Source organism: Prosthecodimorpha staleyi (assembly GCF_018729455.1).
GTDB classification, from domain to species: Bacteria; Pseudomonadota; Alphaproteobacteria; order Rhizobiales; family Ancalomicrobiaceae; genus Prosthecodimorpha; species Prosthecodimorpha staleyi.
In genome coordinates, this window is sequence record NZ_JAHHZF010000007.1 from 13,532 (window position 1) to 28,282 (window position 14,751).

The 14,751-nt window shown below is 67.7% G+C and carries 12 protein-coding genes; 4 read left to right on the forward strand and 8 right to left on the reverse strand.

Annotated elements, in window-relative coordinates; genetic code table 11:
• Positions 1-615: 615 nt before the first annotated feature.
• The 4 genes from prmC to KL771_RS14695 all read right to left on the reverse strand — a co-directional run bounded on the left by prmC (position 616) and on the right by KL771_RS14695 (position 6,263).
• Positions 616-1,440 carry a peptide chain release factor N(5)-glutamine methyltransferase gene (prmC, locus tag KL771_RS14680; protein ID WP_261969306.1) on the reverse strand — a complete coding sequence of 275 codons (825 nt, stop codon included), beginning with the start codon at positions 1,438-1,440 and terminating at the stop codon, positions 616-618.
• Between the two features lie 82 nt (positions 1,441-1,522).
• Positions 1,523-2,596 carry a peptide chain release factor 1 gene (gene prfA, locus KL771_RS14685; RefSeq protein ID WP_261969307.1) on the reverse strand — a complete coding sequence of 358 codons (1,074 nt, stop codon included), beginning with the start codon at positions 2,594-2,596 and terminating at the stop codon, positions 1,523-1,525.
• Between the two features lie 60 nt (positions 2,597-2,656).
• A complete protein-coding gene (gene ptsP, locus KL771_RS14690) occupies positions 2,657-4,930 on the reverse strand; it encodes a phosphoenolpyruvate--protein phosphotransferase (protein ID WP_261969308.1) in 2,274 nt (757 codons plus the stop codon).
• Between the two features lie 79 nt (positions 4,931-5,009).
• The gene (locus KL771_RS14695) at positions 5,010-6,263 is read right to left on the reverse strand and encodes an aspartate kinase (protein ID WP_054359162.1); all 1,254 of its coding nucleotides are present in this window, start codon (positions 6,261-6,263) and stop codon (positions 5,010-5,012) included.
• Positions 6,264-6,454: 191 nt separating this feature from the next.
• On the opposite strand from KL771_RS14695, the gene KL771_RS14700 reads away from it, so the two are divergent.
• Both KL771_RS14700 and ubiG read left to right on the forward strand, forming a co-directional pair.
• Positions 6,455-7,471: a hypothetical protein gene (locus tag KL771_RS14700; protein ID WP_261969309.1), complete on the forward strand. Its 1,017-nt coding sequence runs from the start codon at positions 6,455-6,457 to the stop codon at positions 7,469-7,471.
• A gap of 112 nt (positions 7,472-7,583) precedes the next feature.
• Positions 7,584-8,330, forward strand: a complete 747-nt coding sequence (gene ubiG, locus KL771_RS14705; protein WP_261969310.1) for a bifunctional 2-polyprenyl-6-hydroxyphenol methylase/3-demethylubiquinol 3-O-methyltransferase UbiG — start codon at positions 7,584-7,586, stop codon at positions 8,328-8,330.
• A 50-nt stretch (positions 8,331-8,380) separates the two neighbouring features.
• On the opposite strand, the gene KL771_RS14710 is transcribed toward ubiG, so the two are convergent.
• Positions 8,381-8,890: a pilus assembly protein TadG-related protein gene (locus KL771_RS14710; RefSeq protein WP_261969311.1), complete on the reverse strand. Its 510-nt coding sequence runs from the start codon at positions 8,888-8,890 to the stop codon at positions 8,381-8,383.
• A gap of 381 nt (positions 8,891-9,271) precedes the next feature.
• A complete protein-coding gene (gene secA / locus KL771_RS14715; protein ID WP_261969312.1) occupies positions 9,272-12,097 on the reverse strand; it encodes a preprotein translocase subunit SecA in 2,826 nt (941 codons plus the stop codon).
• A 381-nt stretch (positions 12,098-12,478) separates the two neighbouring features.
• Between secA and KL771_RS14720 the strand changes: the two genes are divergently transcribed.
• Positions 12,479-13,324: a peptidylprolyl isomerase gene (locus KL771_RS14720; protein ID WP_261969313.1), complete on the forward strand. Its 846-nt coding sequence runs from the start codon at positions 12,479-12,481 to the stop codon at positions 13,322-13,324.
• A gap of 87 nt (positions 13,325-13,411) precedes the next feature.
• Here the strand turns inward: KL771_RS14720 and recR are convergent, their stop codons facing one another.
• Positions 13,412-14,032, reverse strand: a complete 621-nt coding sequence (gene recR, locus KL771_RS14725) for a recombination mediator RecR (protein ID WP_261969314.1) — start codon at positions 14,030-14,032, stop codon at positions 13,412-13,414.
• A 139-nt stretch (positions 14,033-14,171) separates the two neighbouring features.
• On the opposite strand from recR, the gene KL771_RS14730 reads away from it, so the two are divergent.
• The gene (locus KL771_RS14730) at positions 14,172-14,348 is read left to right on the forward strand and encodes a hypothetical protein (protein ID WP_261969315.1); all 177 of its coding nucleotides are present in this window, start codon (positions 14,172-14,174) and stop codon (positions 14,346-14,348) included.
• 63 nt (positions 14,349-14,411) lie between these two features.
• Here the strand turns inward: KL771_RS14730 and KL771_RS14735 are convergent, their stop codons facing one another.
• Complete coding sequence (locus KL771_RS14735; protein ID WP_261969316.1) at positions 14,412-14,732, reverse strand: YbaB/EbfC family nucleoid-associated protein; 321 nt, start codon at positions 14,730-14,732, stop codon at positions 14,412-14,414.
• Between the last annotated feature and the right edge of the window lie 19 nt (positions 14,733-14,751).

The following is a 14,751-nucleotide window of genomic DNA, read 5'->3' on the forward strand; positions in this document are numbered from 1 at the left end:
GGCCGGGCCTTACGGGTACGACTTTCGGCAGGCGCATCGGCCGGCCATTCCATCCGCCGCTTCGAAGCTCTCGCGATCCTGGCCATCGCGCACGCGACACCAGGAATTGCGATCGTTCGATCCGCGGTCGGCCTTGTCATGATCGGCGCTCTGCCGATCTTTCCTGTCGCCGCCGGCCCGTGCCATGGCCGAAACGTCGATCCGATACCGATACGACGCCCCCGGCGACCGAAATTCGATGACCCGAGGCCTGCCGGTGCGAGACAAGCATCCACGACGGAACGCGTCCCGGAAGCAGTCCGAACCTGGGCATATCTTTCGACGAGATCCGGTCGATCCACTTCGGTCGATCCAACGGCGACCTGCGCTCTTCACACCGCTTACGGAACACGTCCCTCGCTGCACCCCCGAGAAACCTTCTGAAGAGGCAGCCCGGAAAGTCGCTGATCCGTAGAGAATGCGGTGAACCGTTCGCCGGTGTTACGTATCGGCGCGAGTGAACCTAGCGGCTCCCGCGTGATTTTCCAAGGGCTATTTTCAACGCCGTGGCCGGAAATCCGGCCATTTCCAGCGAGATGCGGCCGGCGTTCGGCCGGCCCGACGGCGCGCGGCCCGTCACGCCGCAAAGCCGGCGACAACGCGGTCGTTTCCGCCCGCATCGGCGACAACCGTGATTCGGGTCAGGCCGGCCCGCGCGAACAGATCCGGCACGCTGCGGCCCTGGTCGTAGCCGATCTCGACCGCGAGCGCCGCACCCGGGACCAAGGCCGCGGCCGAACGCGCCGCCAAGGCGCGATAGGCATCGAGCCCGTCTTCGCCGCCGTCGAGCGCCAGAATCGGATCGTGCAGCCGGACCTCGGGCGCCAGGCCGCCGATCACCGCCCGCGCGATATAGGGCGGGTTCGAGACGATCAGGTCGAAGCGTCCCGGCGCGAGGGCGTCGGCAAACGACGCGCGCAGCAGCGCGGCGCGGTCGGCGAGACCGAGCGCGGCCAGATTGCCGGCTGCGACCGCCAGCGCCCCGGCCGCCAGATCGGTGCCGATGCCGAAGGCCCCGGGATAGTCCGTCAGGATCGCGGCCAGGACGGCGCCGGAGCCGGTGCCGAGATCGGCGACGACGGGCGCCGGGTTGCCGGACCGGCGCAGCAGGTCGAGCGCGACGGCGACCAGCGTCTCGGTATCCGGGCGCGGTACCAGCGTGTCGGGACCGAGGCGGAACGGCAGGCCCCAGAATTCCTGCTCGCCGAACAGCCGCGCGATCGGCGCCCCGGCCAGGCGGCGACCCGCGAGATCCGTCAACGCGGCGGCGTCGGCGGCGCTGAGTTGCCGGTCGGCGGCGCGGATGAGGCCGGTCAGATCGAGCCCGAGCAGGCCGCGCGCGATCAGCCGGGCATCGAGATCAGGCGTTTCGAATCCGGCCGCCGCAAAGGCCCGACGCATGGCCAACACCGCCGCATCAAGGCGCATCCCGGCTGCAAGCTCGACGGGTGGCGCAGCGCGATCGGCCTCGCCGGACACGGCGTCAGCCCTGGTCGGCGGCGAGCAGGCTCGCCTGGTGTTCGGTCACCAGCGGGTCGATCACCTCGTCGAGCGCCTCGCCGGTCAGGATTTCCGGCAGCTTGTAGAGGGTCAGGTTGATGCGGTGGTCGGTCACCCGGCCCTGGCCGAAATTGTAGGTCCGGATGCGCTCGGAGCGGTCGCCTGAACCGACCTGGCTCTTGCGCGACTCGGCCCGCGCAGCGGCGGCCCGCTCGCGCTCGGCCTCGTAGATGCGCGCCCGGACCAGTTTCATGGCCTTGGCCTTGTTCTGGTGCTGGGAGCGCTCGTCCTGCATGGCAACGACCACGCCGGTCGGGATATGAGTGATCCGCACCGCGCTCTCGGTCTTGTTGACATGCTGGCCGCCGGCCCCGGAGGCGCGGAAATAGTCGATGCGCAGATCGGCGTCGTTGATCTCGACGTCGACATCCTCCGCCTCCGGCAAAACCGCGACGGTCGCGGCGGAGGTATGGATGCGCCCGCTCGATTCCGTCGCCGGCACCCGCTGCACGCGGTGCACCCCGGATTCGAATTTCAGCCGCGCGAACACGCCCCGGCCCGTGATCGAGGCGACGATCTCCTTGTAGCCGCCCATTTCGCCTTCGCTTGCCGAAAGCACCTCGACCTTCCAGCCGTGCAGGGCGGCATGGCGCTCATACATGCGGAACAGATCGCCGGCGAACAGCGCAGCCTCGTCGCCGCCGGTACCGGCACGCACCTCCAGGATCGCGCTCATCTCATCGGCCGCGTCCTTGGGCAGGAGCAGGACGGCGACCTCCCGCTCCAGGGCCTCGACGGCCGCCGCCGCATCCGCCCGCTCCGCCTCCGCCATGGCGCGCATCTCGGCGTCGGTTGCCGGGTCGGCGATCAGTTCGTCGATGCCCGCGCGCTCGGCCTCCGCGGCGATCAGCGCGCGCACCTTGGCGACGACCGGCTGCAGTTCGGCATAGTCCTTGGCAAGCTGGACATAGCTGTCGGAATCCGTCCCGCCCGCCATGCGGGCTTCCAGGACGGCGAAGCGGTCGAGCAACTGATCGAGTTTGTCGCGAGGGAGCATGTCTGGCCGGGAACGGGAACACGGGACGCGGGCGAGCGGGCGGGTGGGCAGGAAGGCCCGCTAGACCGGGATGCCCTGTTCCTCCGAATAGCCGCGCAGGAAATGGCGCAGATCGCCGGGCGGGCGGCCCGGTTCCAGTCGGCTCAGGAAGCGCGCCCTCAGGCGCGACAAATCGGATTCCAGCACCATGGCCTTGACCGGACCGATCGAGGCGGGCGCCATCGAAATCGAGCGGTAGCCGAGCGCCAGCAGGGCGAGGGCTTCCAGCGGCCGCCCGGCCAGTTCACCGCACAGCGTGATCGGCACGTGATGCTCGGCCGCCTTGTCGGCGATGATCTTCAGCATGCGCAGGAAAGGCAACGACAAGGGGTCGTAGCGCGAGGCGACGCGGGTATTGCCGCGGTCCGACGCCATGGTGAACTGCATCAGGTCGTTGGAGCCGACCGAAGCGAAATGCACGACGCGGAACAGTTCGTCGAGCTGGAAGACCAGCGACGGCACCTCGATCATGACGCCGAGCTTGACGGAGGCCGGCAGTGGGTGGCCGTGGCGCTTCAGGAAGGTCTTCTCGCGCTCGACCATGGCCTGCGCGCGCAGGAACTCGCCGACCTCGGTCACCATCGGGAACATCAGGCGCAGTTCGCGATCGCCGGCAGCCTTGAGCAGCGCGCGGATCTGGGTGCGCAGCAGGCCGGGCCGGTCGAGGCCGAGGCGGATCGCGCGCCAGCCCATGGCCGGGTTCTCCTCCTCCTCGAGCGCCCGCACATAGGGCAGCACCTTGTCGCCGCCGATATCGAGCGAGCGGAAGGTGACCGGCCGGTCGCCGGCCGCCACCAGCACCTGACGGTAGAGCTGCTCCTGCTCGCTCATCTTCGGGAAGGAGGAGGCGACCATGAACTGCAACTCGGTGCGGAACAGGCCGATGCCGGCCGCCCCGGATTCGTCGAGATGCGGCAGGTCGACCAGCAGGCCGGCATTGAGCAGCATCTGGACGTCGGTGCCGTCCTTGGTCATCGCCGGCCGCGAGCGCAGGCGCCGGTACTGCGCCTGCCGGCGGGCGCGGAAGCGCACCTTCTCGGCATAGGCATGTTCGACATCGGCAGGCGGGCGCAGATGCACCAGCCCGGCTTCGCCGTCGACGATCATGGCGTCGCCGACCTCGACCAGCGACACGACCCCGCTCAGCTGGCCGACCACCGCGATGCCGAGCGCGCGCGCCACGATGGCGACATGGCTGGTGGTGGCGCCCTCCTCCAGCACGACGCCGCGCAGGCGTTCGCGGTCGTAGTCGAACAGCTCGGCCGCGCCCATGCTGCGTGCGACGACGATCGCGTCCTTGGGCAGGATGCCGGCGGTCGGTCCGTGCGGACGACCCATCAATTCGCGCAGGAGCCGGTTGGCCAGCGCGTCGAAATCGTGCAGCCGGTCGCGCAAGTAAGGGTCGGTCTGGCGCAGCATGCGCGCGCGGGTGTCCGACTGGACCTTCTCGACGGCGGCCTCGGCGGTCAGGCCGTTACGGACCGCCTCCTCCATCTTGCGCACCCAGCCGCGATCGTAGGCGAACATGCGGTAGGCTTCGAGCACGTCGAGATGTTCGCCGGGCGTCGCCACCTCGGAGCGCGAGATCAGGTCGTCGACCGAGATGCGCAGCTTCTCGATGGCGGCTTCCAGCCGGGCCAGTTCCCGGTTCGGATCGTCGGCGATCAGCGCGGAAACGACCACGCGCGGCTCGTGCAGCACGGCATGGCCGAGCGCGACGCCGTCGCACAGGCCGACGCCTTCGAGCTGCATCGGCCGGCGCAGGTCGAGCGCGCCGCCGGAGACCCGGGCGAGCGGCTCCAGGCCGCCGGCCGCAATCATCTCGGCGATGATCATCGAGATGGTCTGGAGGGCTTCGACCTCCTCGTCCATGTAGGTCCGGTGGGACTTGTTCTGGACGACGAGCACGCCGAGGGTCCGGCCGGCGCGCAGGATCGGCACGCCCAGGAAGGCGTTGTACATTTCCTCGCCGGTCTCGGGCTTGTAGGCGAAGGCCGGATGGACCTGCGCGTTGGCGAGGTTGAGGAAGCGGGCTTCGGCGGCGATCAGGCCGACCAGGCCTTCGCCGACCTTGAGGGCGGTATGGTGCACCGCCTCGCGCTTCAGGCCGACGGTGGCGTAGAGCTCCAGCGTCTCGTCGGCGCGCAGCACATAGACCGAGCAGACCTCGGCCACCATGTTGTTGGCGATCTGCTCGACGATCTTGTCGAGCCGCTCCTGCGCGCTGATGGGCTCAGCCATCACCTCGCGCAGGCGGCGGAGCAGCACGCGCGGCGCCGCGAGGGACCCCCGCATCGTCAGCTCCCTCCCTGGTGGTGGCCGGACCGCCCGACCGGACGGTCCCCCGGCGCGGATCACGCTCCGCGCATCTGCCTCAATGCTTATCGAGACCGTAGACGGAATGCAAAGTCCGAACGGCCAGTTCGGCATAGGCTGCGTCGATCAGCACAGAGATCTTGATCTCGGAGGTGGTGATCGCGCGGATGTTGATGCCCTTGGAGGCGAGCGCCTGGAAGCACTGGGCCGCCACGCCGGCATGGCTGCGCATGCCGATGCCGATCACCGACACCTTCACCACGTCGCCCGAGCTCTGCACGTTGGTGGCGCCGATCTTCGCCATGGCGGCGTCGAGCACCGCGCGCGCCCGGTCGTGATCGGCATTCGGCACCGTGAAGGTGATGTCGGTGGTCGAGCCGTCGGCGGAGGTGTTCTGAACGATCATGTCGACATTGATGCCGGCATCGGCGAGCGGGCCGAACACGGCGGCGGCGACGCCCGGCTTGTCGGCGACGTTCCGAAGCGAGACCTGCGCCTCGTCCTTGGAATAGGCGATGCCGGTGACGACTTGGGTTTCCACGATCTCATCCTCGTCGCAAATCAGGGTGCCGGGGGGATTGCCGTTCTGGTCGACGCCGACCGCTGCCGGGTCGTCGAAGCTCGACCGGACGAAAGTGCGGACCTTCTTGACCATGGCCAGTTCGACGGAGCGCACCTGCAGCACCTTGGCGCCGAGCGAGGCCATTTCGAGCATCTCCTCGAAGGCGATCTTTTCGAGGCGGCGGGCCTTCGGCACCATGCGCGGGTCGGTCGTGTAGACGCCGTCGACATCGGTATAGATGTCGCAGCGATCGGCCTTGATGGCGGCGGCGATCGCCACAGCGGAGGTGTCCGAACCGCCGCGGCCAAGCGTGGCGATGCGGTTGTCGGGCGCGATGCCCTGGAAGCCGGCGATCACGGCCACCTGGCCGCCGGCGATGCGGCTGGTCAGGAATTCGCCGTCGATCTCCATGATCCGCGCCGCTCCGTGCTGACGGTCGGTCTTGAGCGGGATCTGCCAGCCCTGCCAGGAGCGCGCCTCGATGCCCATGTCCTGCAGCACGATGGCGAGCAGGCCCGAGGTGACCTGTTCGCCCGACGCCACCACCGCATCATATTCGCGTGCGTCGTGCAGCGCCGAGGCTTCCTTGCAGTAGGCCACCAGCTGATTGGTCACGCCGGACATGGCGGAGACCACCACCGCCACCTGATGGCCGGCATCGACCTCGCGTTTGACATGCCGCGCCACGTTCCGGATGCGCTCGATATTGGCGACGGACGTGCCGCCGAACTTCATCACCAGACGGGCCATGGAAAGGTCACTTCGCGAAGATCGGAACGGAATGCGCGGTCGGACGGCGTCCGAGGCGCGGCGATGCTGATACAGGACCCGCCCGGGAGGCGCAACATGCGGGGCAATCCGCCGTCATACGGGCTGGATCGAGATGCGACGGCCGGGCTACTGTCCGCGCCTTGCGGCTCAAGGATATCGGAGGGGAATCGTTGCCTTTTCGTCTAGTCCGGTCGGTCCGCAGGCTCTTCGCCCCTTCCACTGACAAGCCCGATCGGAAAGCGGCAAGACGCGAAGCCCTCGCCGCGGAGGCGCAGGTCAATGCCGGCATCGTCGCCGCAACGCCGGTCCTGCGCGACATGTTCGACCTGACGCCGCACTATCTGCCTTGCGACGAGCCCTTCCCGCTGTTCAACACGGCCGCCCTGAGCACCGAGACCGGCTTCCTGATGCTGGCCCGCAGTTGCAACAGCCTGTGCCTGAACGACGGCACCTATATCCATCGTGACCCGTCGGAGCGGACCAGCGTCAACATCCTGTTCGAAACCGACGGCGATCTGCAGATCACGCGCCGGCAGCGTCTCGACAACTCGCTGGCCGAGGCGGCCCTGGGGCCGGGAGCGATCGAGGACATTCGTCTCTTCGCCTGGCGCGGCGCGATCTGGGGCCTGGGCGCCTGGGTCCAATGGATCGATGCGACGCGATACCGTGCCGAGCAGGTCGTGATCCGGATCGAAGGCGGCCGGATCGTGGAGGCCCATCCGATCCCGTCGCCAGGCGGCGCGCGGATCGAAAAGAACTGGGTGCCGCTGGTCGCCGGCGACGATCTGTTCCTGGTCCAAAGCCTGGCGCCGCTGCATATTCATCGCTTCGAAGCCGGTCGCATCGTCACCCACAAGGGCGATGCGCCAGCGGGGAAGGAATTCCCCCTCCGGGGCGGCACGCCGTTCATCCCCTTCCGCGGCCACCATCTGAGCCTGGCCCATCAGGCGCCGCGGCGCGCCAATGGCAAGATCTACTATCTGCACCAGTTCGTGCTGCTCGATGCGCAGCTCGACCTGATCGAGATCAGCGATCCCTTCTTCATCCAGCGCCGCGGCATCGAATTCGCCTGCGGCCTGCAGCCGCTCGACGCGGAGGCGCTGCTGTTGACCTACGGCGTCTCCGACCGGCGCGCTGCCCATGCCCGCCTGCCGATCCGCGCCGTCGAACGCTTCTGCGTGATCTGAACGGCCCCTGCCCGGTCTCCGGACATCCACGGGTGTTGTTGCGTTTCGCGACAAGCGCCTTGACCCCGGCGGCCCGCGGACTACCCTCCCGGCCGAGCCGAAAGGACCGATCATGAGCGCCGCCCCCGCCTCTACCGTCGACGATGCCGAGATCCGCCGTTTTTCGGCGATGGCCGCCGAGTGGTGGAACCCCGCCGGCAAGTTCCGCCCGCTGCACAAGTTCAACCCGGTCCGGCTCGGCTACATCAAGCAGGAGGTCTCGGCCCGCTTCGGACGCGATGCCCAGGCGCCGGATGCCTTCGCGGGGCTGAGCCTGCTCGATATCGGCTGCGGCGGCGGGCTTCTGTCCGAGCCGATGGCCCGGCTCGGTGCTTCGGTCGTCGGCGCGGACGCGTCGGAGACCAATATCGAGGTCGCCCGGCTGCATGCCGCCGAGGCCGGGCTCGCGATCGACTACCGGGCAACCACCGCGGAGGCTCTCGCAGCCTCGGGCGCGACCTTCGACGTGGTGCTGGCCATGGAGATCGTCGAGCATGTCGCCGATGTCGGGCTGTTTGTGCGCACCGTGGCCGGCATGGTCCGGCCCGGCGGCCTGCTCATCATGGCGACGCTCAACCGGACGCTGAAATCCTACGCCCTGGCCATCGTCGGCGCCGAATATGTCTTGCGCTGGCTACCGCGCGGCACCCACGATTGGCGCAAATTCGTGACCCCCGAAGAGCTTTCGCGTCCGATCGAAGCCGCCGGGCTCACCGTCATCGACCGGGTCGGCGTGGTCTACGACCCCCTGCGGGACCGCTGGTCGCGCAACGCCCGCGATCTCGACGTGAACTACATGCTGTTGGCCGGGCGCGACTGAACCGCGCGCCGCCCGACGGACGGTCCCACTTCAGGCCGGCTTTGGTCGCCTCACGGGATCAGTTGAGTCATCGGCATCAGGATGCGCTCGCGCGCCTTGCCATCGCGCAGGGACGCAACATCACCGGTATTCGCCGCAGGCGCGCAGCGCGAGGCGGAGGGATCGCCGGAAGACAGGCAGGCGGTCTCGGCGTTCCGATCCACGATCGCCTGGCCCGCCACCTGCAGGTCGACCGGCCGGGCTCCGAAGACGCCGGCGAAACTGACCATGCCGCGCTCGGCCAGGCCCACGGTCACGGAGCGGCCGTCGGCGGCAACGGTGATGGAGGGCGTCAAGTCCGGCCGGGCCGCGAACACGACCTTCGCGGCACTGGCCTGGGCGGCGGCGACGCGTGCGGCGGGCGATCGCGACGGATCGGTGGCGAGCGTCCGGGCCGCGGCCAGCGACGCGGTGTCTGCGACATCCTGCAAGGCGATCCGCTGCGCCTGCCAGACCGCCTTGTCGACCACGTATCCCGCCAGCCCGATGATGAGCGGTGCACAGAGCGCGAAGGTGGTCACGACATTGCCGCCCCCATGCCGCACCAGGCGAGAGACAGGGCGGATCGGCGGTTGGACGGTTCGGCATTTCCGCATGGCGCACATCCGTTGTTCTGACGGGTACCGTGCCACCGAAGTTCAAAGCAGTTCTTACCGAGATAGGCGCAAGTCTAATATGTTAAAATGTGAACCTGTCGACCGGATGAGCGATCCAGGATGCTCGCAATATTGCTCAAATGATCTCAAAAACGCTCTGGTTGCCGCAATCGGCCGGATCGGCAGCTGACGCGGTCGGCGCGGGCGCGGCTCAAAAGGACGCCCCGCAACCGTCCGGGTGCGGGGCGCTTGTCTGACATGGCGCTTGCGGGCGGGTGGCGACCGTCGCGGGCCGCTTGATCGCTGTCAGGCCGTCATGGTGCCGGAGGCGTTCAGGGCGCCGTGGCAATGCTTGTATTTCTTGCCGGATCCGCACGGGCAGGCGGCGTTGCGGCTGACATTGGTCCAGGTCGACGGATCGTTCGGATCGATGCCGACGGCCTGCGGCGCGGCGGCCGCCGGAGCCAGAGCCTGGCCATAGCCGCCCTCGAACTCGTCGCGGCCGGTCGCCGCGTCGACATGATGCACCTGCATCGGCGGCAGGGCCGGCTGCTGGAAGGCCGAGGGTTCCTGCTGGACGATCTCGACCCGCATCAGCTGCCCGGTCACGGCCCGGCGCAGGCCGTTGAGCATGGCCTCGAACAGCGTGAAGGCCTCGGTCTTGTATTCGTTCAGCGGATCGCGCTGGGCGTAGCCGCGGAAGCCGATCACCTGGCGCAGGTGGTCGAGCGTGACCAGGTGCTCGCGCCACAGATGGTCGAGCGTCTGCAGGAGCACGGCCTTTTCGACATAGGCCATCATGCCCTCGCCGAAGCGCTCGAGCTTGTCGGCCATGACCGCGTCGGCCGCCTTGGTCAGGCGGTCCTGCACCTCCTCGTCGGCGATGCCCTCTTCCTTGGCCCAGTCCTCGATCGGCAGATCGAGACCGAGATGCTCCTGGACCTCGGCCTTCAGGCCGGCCACATCCCACTGCTCCGCATAGGCATTCTCGGGAATGTGCTTGCGCACCAGATCGGCGATCACGTCATGGCGCATGCCGTCGGTGGTCTCGCGGACGAACTCGCCCTGCATCAGCTCGACGCGCTGGTCGAACACGACGCGGCGCTGGTCGTTCATGACGTTGTCGAACTTGAGCAGGTTCTTGCGGATGTCGAAGTTGCGCGCCTCGACCTTCTGCTGCGCCTTTTCCAGCGCCTTGTTGATCCAGGGATGGATGATGGCTTCGTCTTCCTTGAGGCCGAGCTTCTGCAGCATCCCGTCCATGCGGTCGGTGCCGAAGATGCGCATCAGGTCGTCCTGCAGCGACAGGAAGAACTTGGAATGGCCCGGGTCGCCCTGACGGCCGGAGCGGCCGCGCAGCTGGTTGTCGATGCGCCGGCTTTCGTGACGCTCGGTGCCCAGCACGAACAGGCCGCCGGCCTTCAGCGCCTGGTCCTTCAGCCGCGCCACGTCGGCCTTGATCCGCTCGACCGCCGCGTCCCGCTCCGGCCCCTCGGCCATGTCCTTCAGCTCGTAGCGCACGCGCATGTCGACATTGCCGCCGAGCTGGATGTCGGTGCCGCGGCCGGCCATGTTGGTCGCGATCGTGATCGCGCCCGGAATGCCGGCTTCCGCGACGATCGCGGCTTCCTGCTCGTGGTAGCGGGCGTTGAGGACCGTGAAGACCTTCTCGGTGGTCGACTTCTGGTCGCCGTCATAGAGGTCGCGGAAGGCGGCCGGATCGGTCGGGTCGGCCTGGCGGAAACCGGCCTTGACCAAAAGATGGGCGAGCAGTTCGGACTTCTCGATCGAGGTGGTACCGACCAGGATCGGCTGCCCGCGCCCCTTGCACTCCTCGATCAGGCGGATGATCGCCCGATACTTCTCCTCGTTGGTCCGATAGACCTCGTCGTCGTCGTCGATCCGCTGGACCGGCAGGTTGGTCGGGATGTCGATCACTTCCAGACGGTAGATGTCCATGAACTCGTCCGCCTCGGTCATGGCCGTGCCGGTCATGCCGCCGAGTTTCTCGTACATGCGGAAGTAGTTCTGGAAGGTGATCGAGGCCAGCGTCTGGTTCTCGGGTTGGATCTTGACGTGCTCCTTGGCCTCAAGAGCCTGGTGCAGGCCTTCCGAATAGCGCCGGCCGGGCATCATGCGGCCGGTGAATTCGTCGATGATCACGACCTCGTCGTTCTTGACGATATAGTCCTTGTCGCGCTGGAACAGCGAATGGGCGCGCAGCGCCTGATTGACGTGATGGACGACGGTCACGTTCTCGACGTCGAACAGGTTCTCGCCCTTGAGCAGGCCGGCCTCGGCCAGCGTCCGCTCGAGCTTCTCCATGCCGGCCTCGGTGAAGGAGGCGGTGCGCTGCTTCTCGTCGATCTCGTAGTCTTCCTTGGCGGTCAGCCGCGGAATGAAGGCGTCGATGGTGTTGTAGAGCTCGGAGCGGTCGTCGAGCGGGCCGGAAATGATCAGCGGCGTGCGCGCCTCGTCGACCAGGATCGAGTCGACCTCGTCGACGATCGCGTAGTGATGGCCGCGCTGGACCATCTGGCCGACCTCGTACTTCATATTGTCGCGCAGATAGTCGAAGCCGAGCTCGTTGTTGGTGCCGTAGGTCACGTCACAGCCATAGGCGACCTTGCGCTGCTCGTCGTCGAGACCGTGCACGATCACGCCGACGGTCAGGCCGAGGAAGCGATAGACCCGCCCCATCCATTCGGCGTCGCGCGAGGCGAGATAGTCGTTGACGGTGACGACATGCACGCCCTTGCCGGTCAGGGCATTGAGATAGACCGGCAGGGTCGCGACCAGCGTCTTGCCTTCGCCGGTGCGCATCTCGGAAATCTTGCCCTCGTGCAGCACCATGCCGCCGATCAGCTGCACATCGTAATGCCGCTGCCCGATCGCGCGCTTGGCGGCCTCCCGCACGGTCGCAAAGGCCGGGACCAGCAGATCGTCGAGCTTGGTGCCGGCGGCCAGGTTGGCGCGGAACGTCTCCGTGCGTGCCCGGAGTTCGTCGTCGGTCAGCAGCGCGAGCTCGGCCTCAAGGGCATTGATGGCCTCAACCCGCGGCCGGTAGGCCTTCACCTTGCGATCGTTGGCGGAGCCGAACAGCTTCTTGGCGAGATTTCCGAGCCCGAACATGGAGGGCCTTTCCTGACTGTCGGTCCGCGACGCCGCCGGAACGCCTGATCGGCTCCGTCCGGCGCGACCGGAAGATTTCATGGAAATGCGACCGAGGGAAAACGAAACGCGTGCCCCGGGGTCCGGAACAGCCCTCGTGCCGCCCTCGACCGGCCCTCGTTTTTCAACTCCGCGCGGCGAGCCGGCGAGAGGGGCTGGCGGGGCGCGACAGCCCGTCGCAAGACGAGCCGAAACCCGGCGCCACGGGGGGCCGCGGCAGAGATAAGTGGGGGCCTCCCTGTTGTCAACGTCACGGCTTTGCACCAATGTGCCGGCCCGAATTCACGGCCCCGCCGCAATCGGTCCCTATCGGGGCGAAGAAACCATCGAAGGATAGTTCCGATGATCAAAGCGTCACGCATCGCGGTCCTGGCCGCCCTTCTGGCCTCGGCGGCCGTGATCGGATCGGCCGGATGGACGCCCGCCGCGGCCGCGGAGGACAAGAAGATCGCGACCGTCGACGGCAAGCCGATCACGGAGTCCGACCTTGCCGCCGTGATGGCCGAGATGTCGCAGCAGTTTGCCCAGTTGCCGGAACCGGCCCGCCGCCGCGCCGCGCTCGACCGCCTGATCGACATCCAGATCCTCGCCGGTCAGGCCGACAAGGACGGCCTCGGCGCGTCGGACGAATTCAAGAAGCGGCTGGAGAACCTGCGGCAGCGTCTGCTGATCAACGAATTCGTGAAGATCAAGGTCGACGGCTCCGTCACTGACGCCGATGTGAAGGCGGCCTACGACAAGTATGTCGGCGGCACCACCCCGCCGGAGGAGACCCGCGCCCGCCACATCCTGGTCAAGACCAAGGAAGAGGCCGACGCGATTATCGCCGACATCGCCAAGGGCGGCGATTTCGCCAAGATCGCGGCCGACAAGTCGCAGGATCCGGGCTCGGCCAAGGAAGGCGGCGATCTCGGCTATTTCGGCGCCGGCGAAATGGTCGCCGAGTTCGACAAGGCCGTGCAGGAGCTGAAGCCGGGCGAGTTCACCAAGACCCCGGTGCAGACCCAATTCGGCTTTCACGTCATCCGTGTCGAGGACAAGCGCAAGCAGAAGGTACCGAGCCTCGACGAGGTCAAGGACCAGCTCCGCCAGCAGGTCGTCCAGGAGAAGTTCTCCGAAGCGCTCACCCAGCTGAAGAAGACCGCGAAGGTCGAAATCGACGAGACCGCGCTCGGCGCGAAGAAGTGATCTGACCGCCCGGCCGCGGGCGCTTCGAGCCGGCGTCACGGACATCCCCGCGGCGCCGGCTTTTTCGTGGGCGCGGGGGCCCCGGGCTCAGAACCGCGTCCGCGCTTTCAGGGCCGCCGCCAAAGTGCCGTCGTCGAGATAGTCGAGTTCCCCGCCGACCGGCACGCCATGGGCCAGCCGGGTCACCGTCACGTCGATCCCGTCGGCCTTAAGACCGGCGATCTCGCCGGTGATGTAATGCGCGGTCGTCTGGCCCTCGACGGTGGCGTTGACCGCGAGGATGACCTCCCCGACGCGGCCCGAGCGGCAGCGTTCGATCAGGCCGCGAATGTTCAGGTCGTCCGGGCCGATGCCGTCGAGCGGCGACATCACCCCGCCGAGCACGTGATAGCGCGCCGCCATCGCGCCGGCCCGCTCCAGGGCCCAGAGATCGGACACGTCCTCGACCACCACGATCGTGCTCTCGTCGCGGCGCGGATCGCGGCAGATCGAACAGGGATCGACGGTGTCGACATTGCCGCAGACCGTGCACACGCCGACCTTTTCGTTGACCTCAGTGCAGGCGCGCGCCAGCGGGGCCAGCAGGGTTTCCTTGCGCTTCACGAGCGCCAGGGCGGCCCGCCGCGCCGAACGCGGCCCGAGCCCGGGCAGCTTGCCGAGCAGCTGGATCAGACGCTCGATCTCGGGCCCGGCGATGGATTTCGACATGGGAATGGGCCTCGTCGGCGGGGAGCCGCAATTCCTCCCCGGAAATTTCCAGATTGCCTAGACTTTGAACGATCCGCGCAAGTCGGGATTCACGGATGCCGTCCAACGATCCGCCGCAGAACAGGGGGCGAGAAGCGGCATGACCAGCGTGGACAAGGCGCAGCGGAAGCATTTCATCGATCTCGGCGGCAACACGCGTCTCGATCGCCAGGCCACCGAGACCCGCAAGGAAGACAAGGAGAAGGTCGTCGAGAAGGAGGTCACCAAGGCCCCGATCACCTCCGGCCTCGGTCGCGTGCTCGACCGCACCGTCTGACCGCCCCAGGTTCCGAAACCCAAACCCTTCGAGCCGGCCGGCACGCGCGAGCCCGGGCCGGCGTCAGAACGGCAGCTTGAAACCGGCCGGCAGGCCGAGACCGCCGGTCAGTTCGGCCATCTTGGCGGCGATCGCCGCTTCCGCCTTGGCGTTCGCGTCGCGATGCGCCGCGACGATCAGATCCTCAAGGATTTCCGCGTCGTCCGGCTTCAGCAGCGACGGGTCGATCTTGACCGAGCGCATCTCGCCCTTGCCGGAGACCGTGACGGTGACGAGGCCCGCACCGGAGGCGCCGGACACCTCGATCGTGGCCAGTTCGTCCTGCAGGCCCGCCATCCGCGCCTGCATGTCCTTGGCCTGCTTCATCATCTTCAGGAAGTCCATCGGAGCTCCTCGGGTTGGG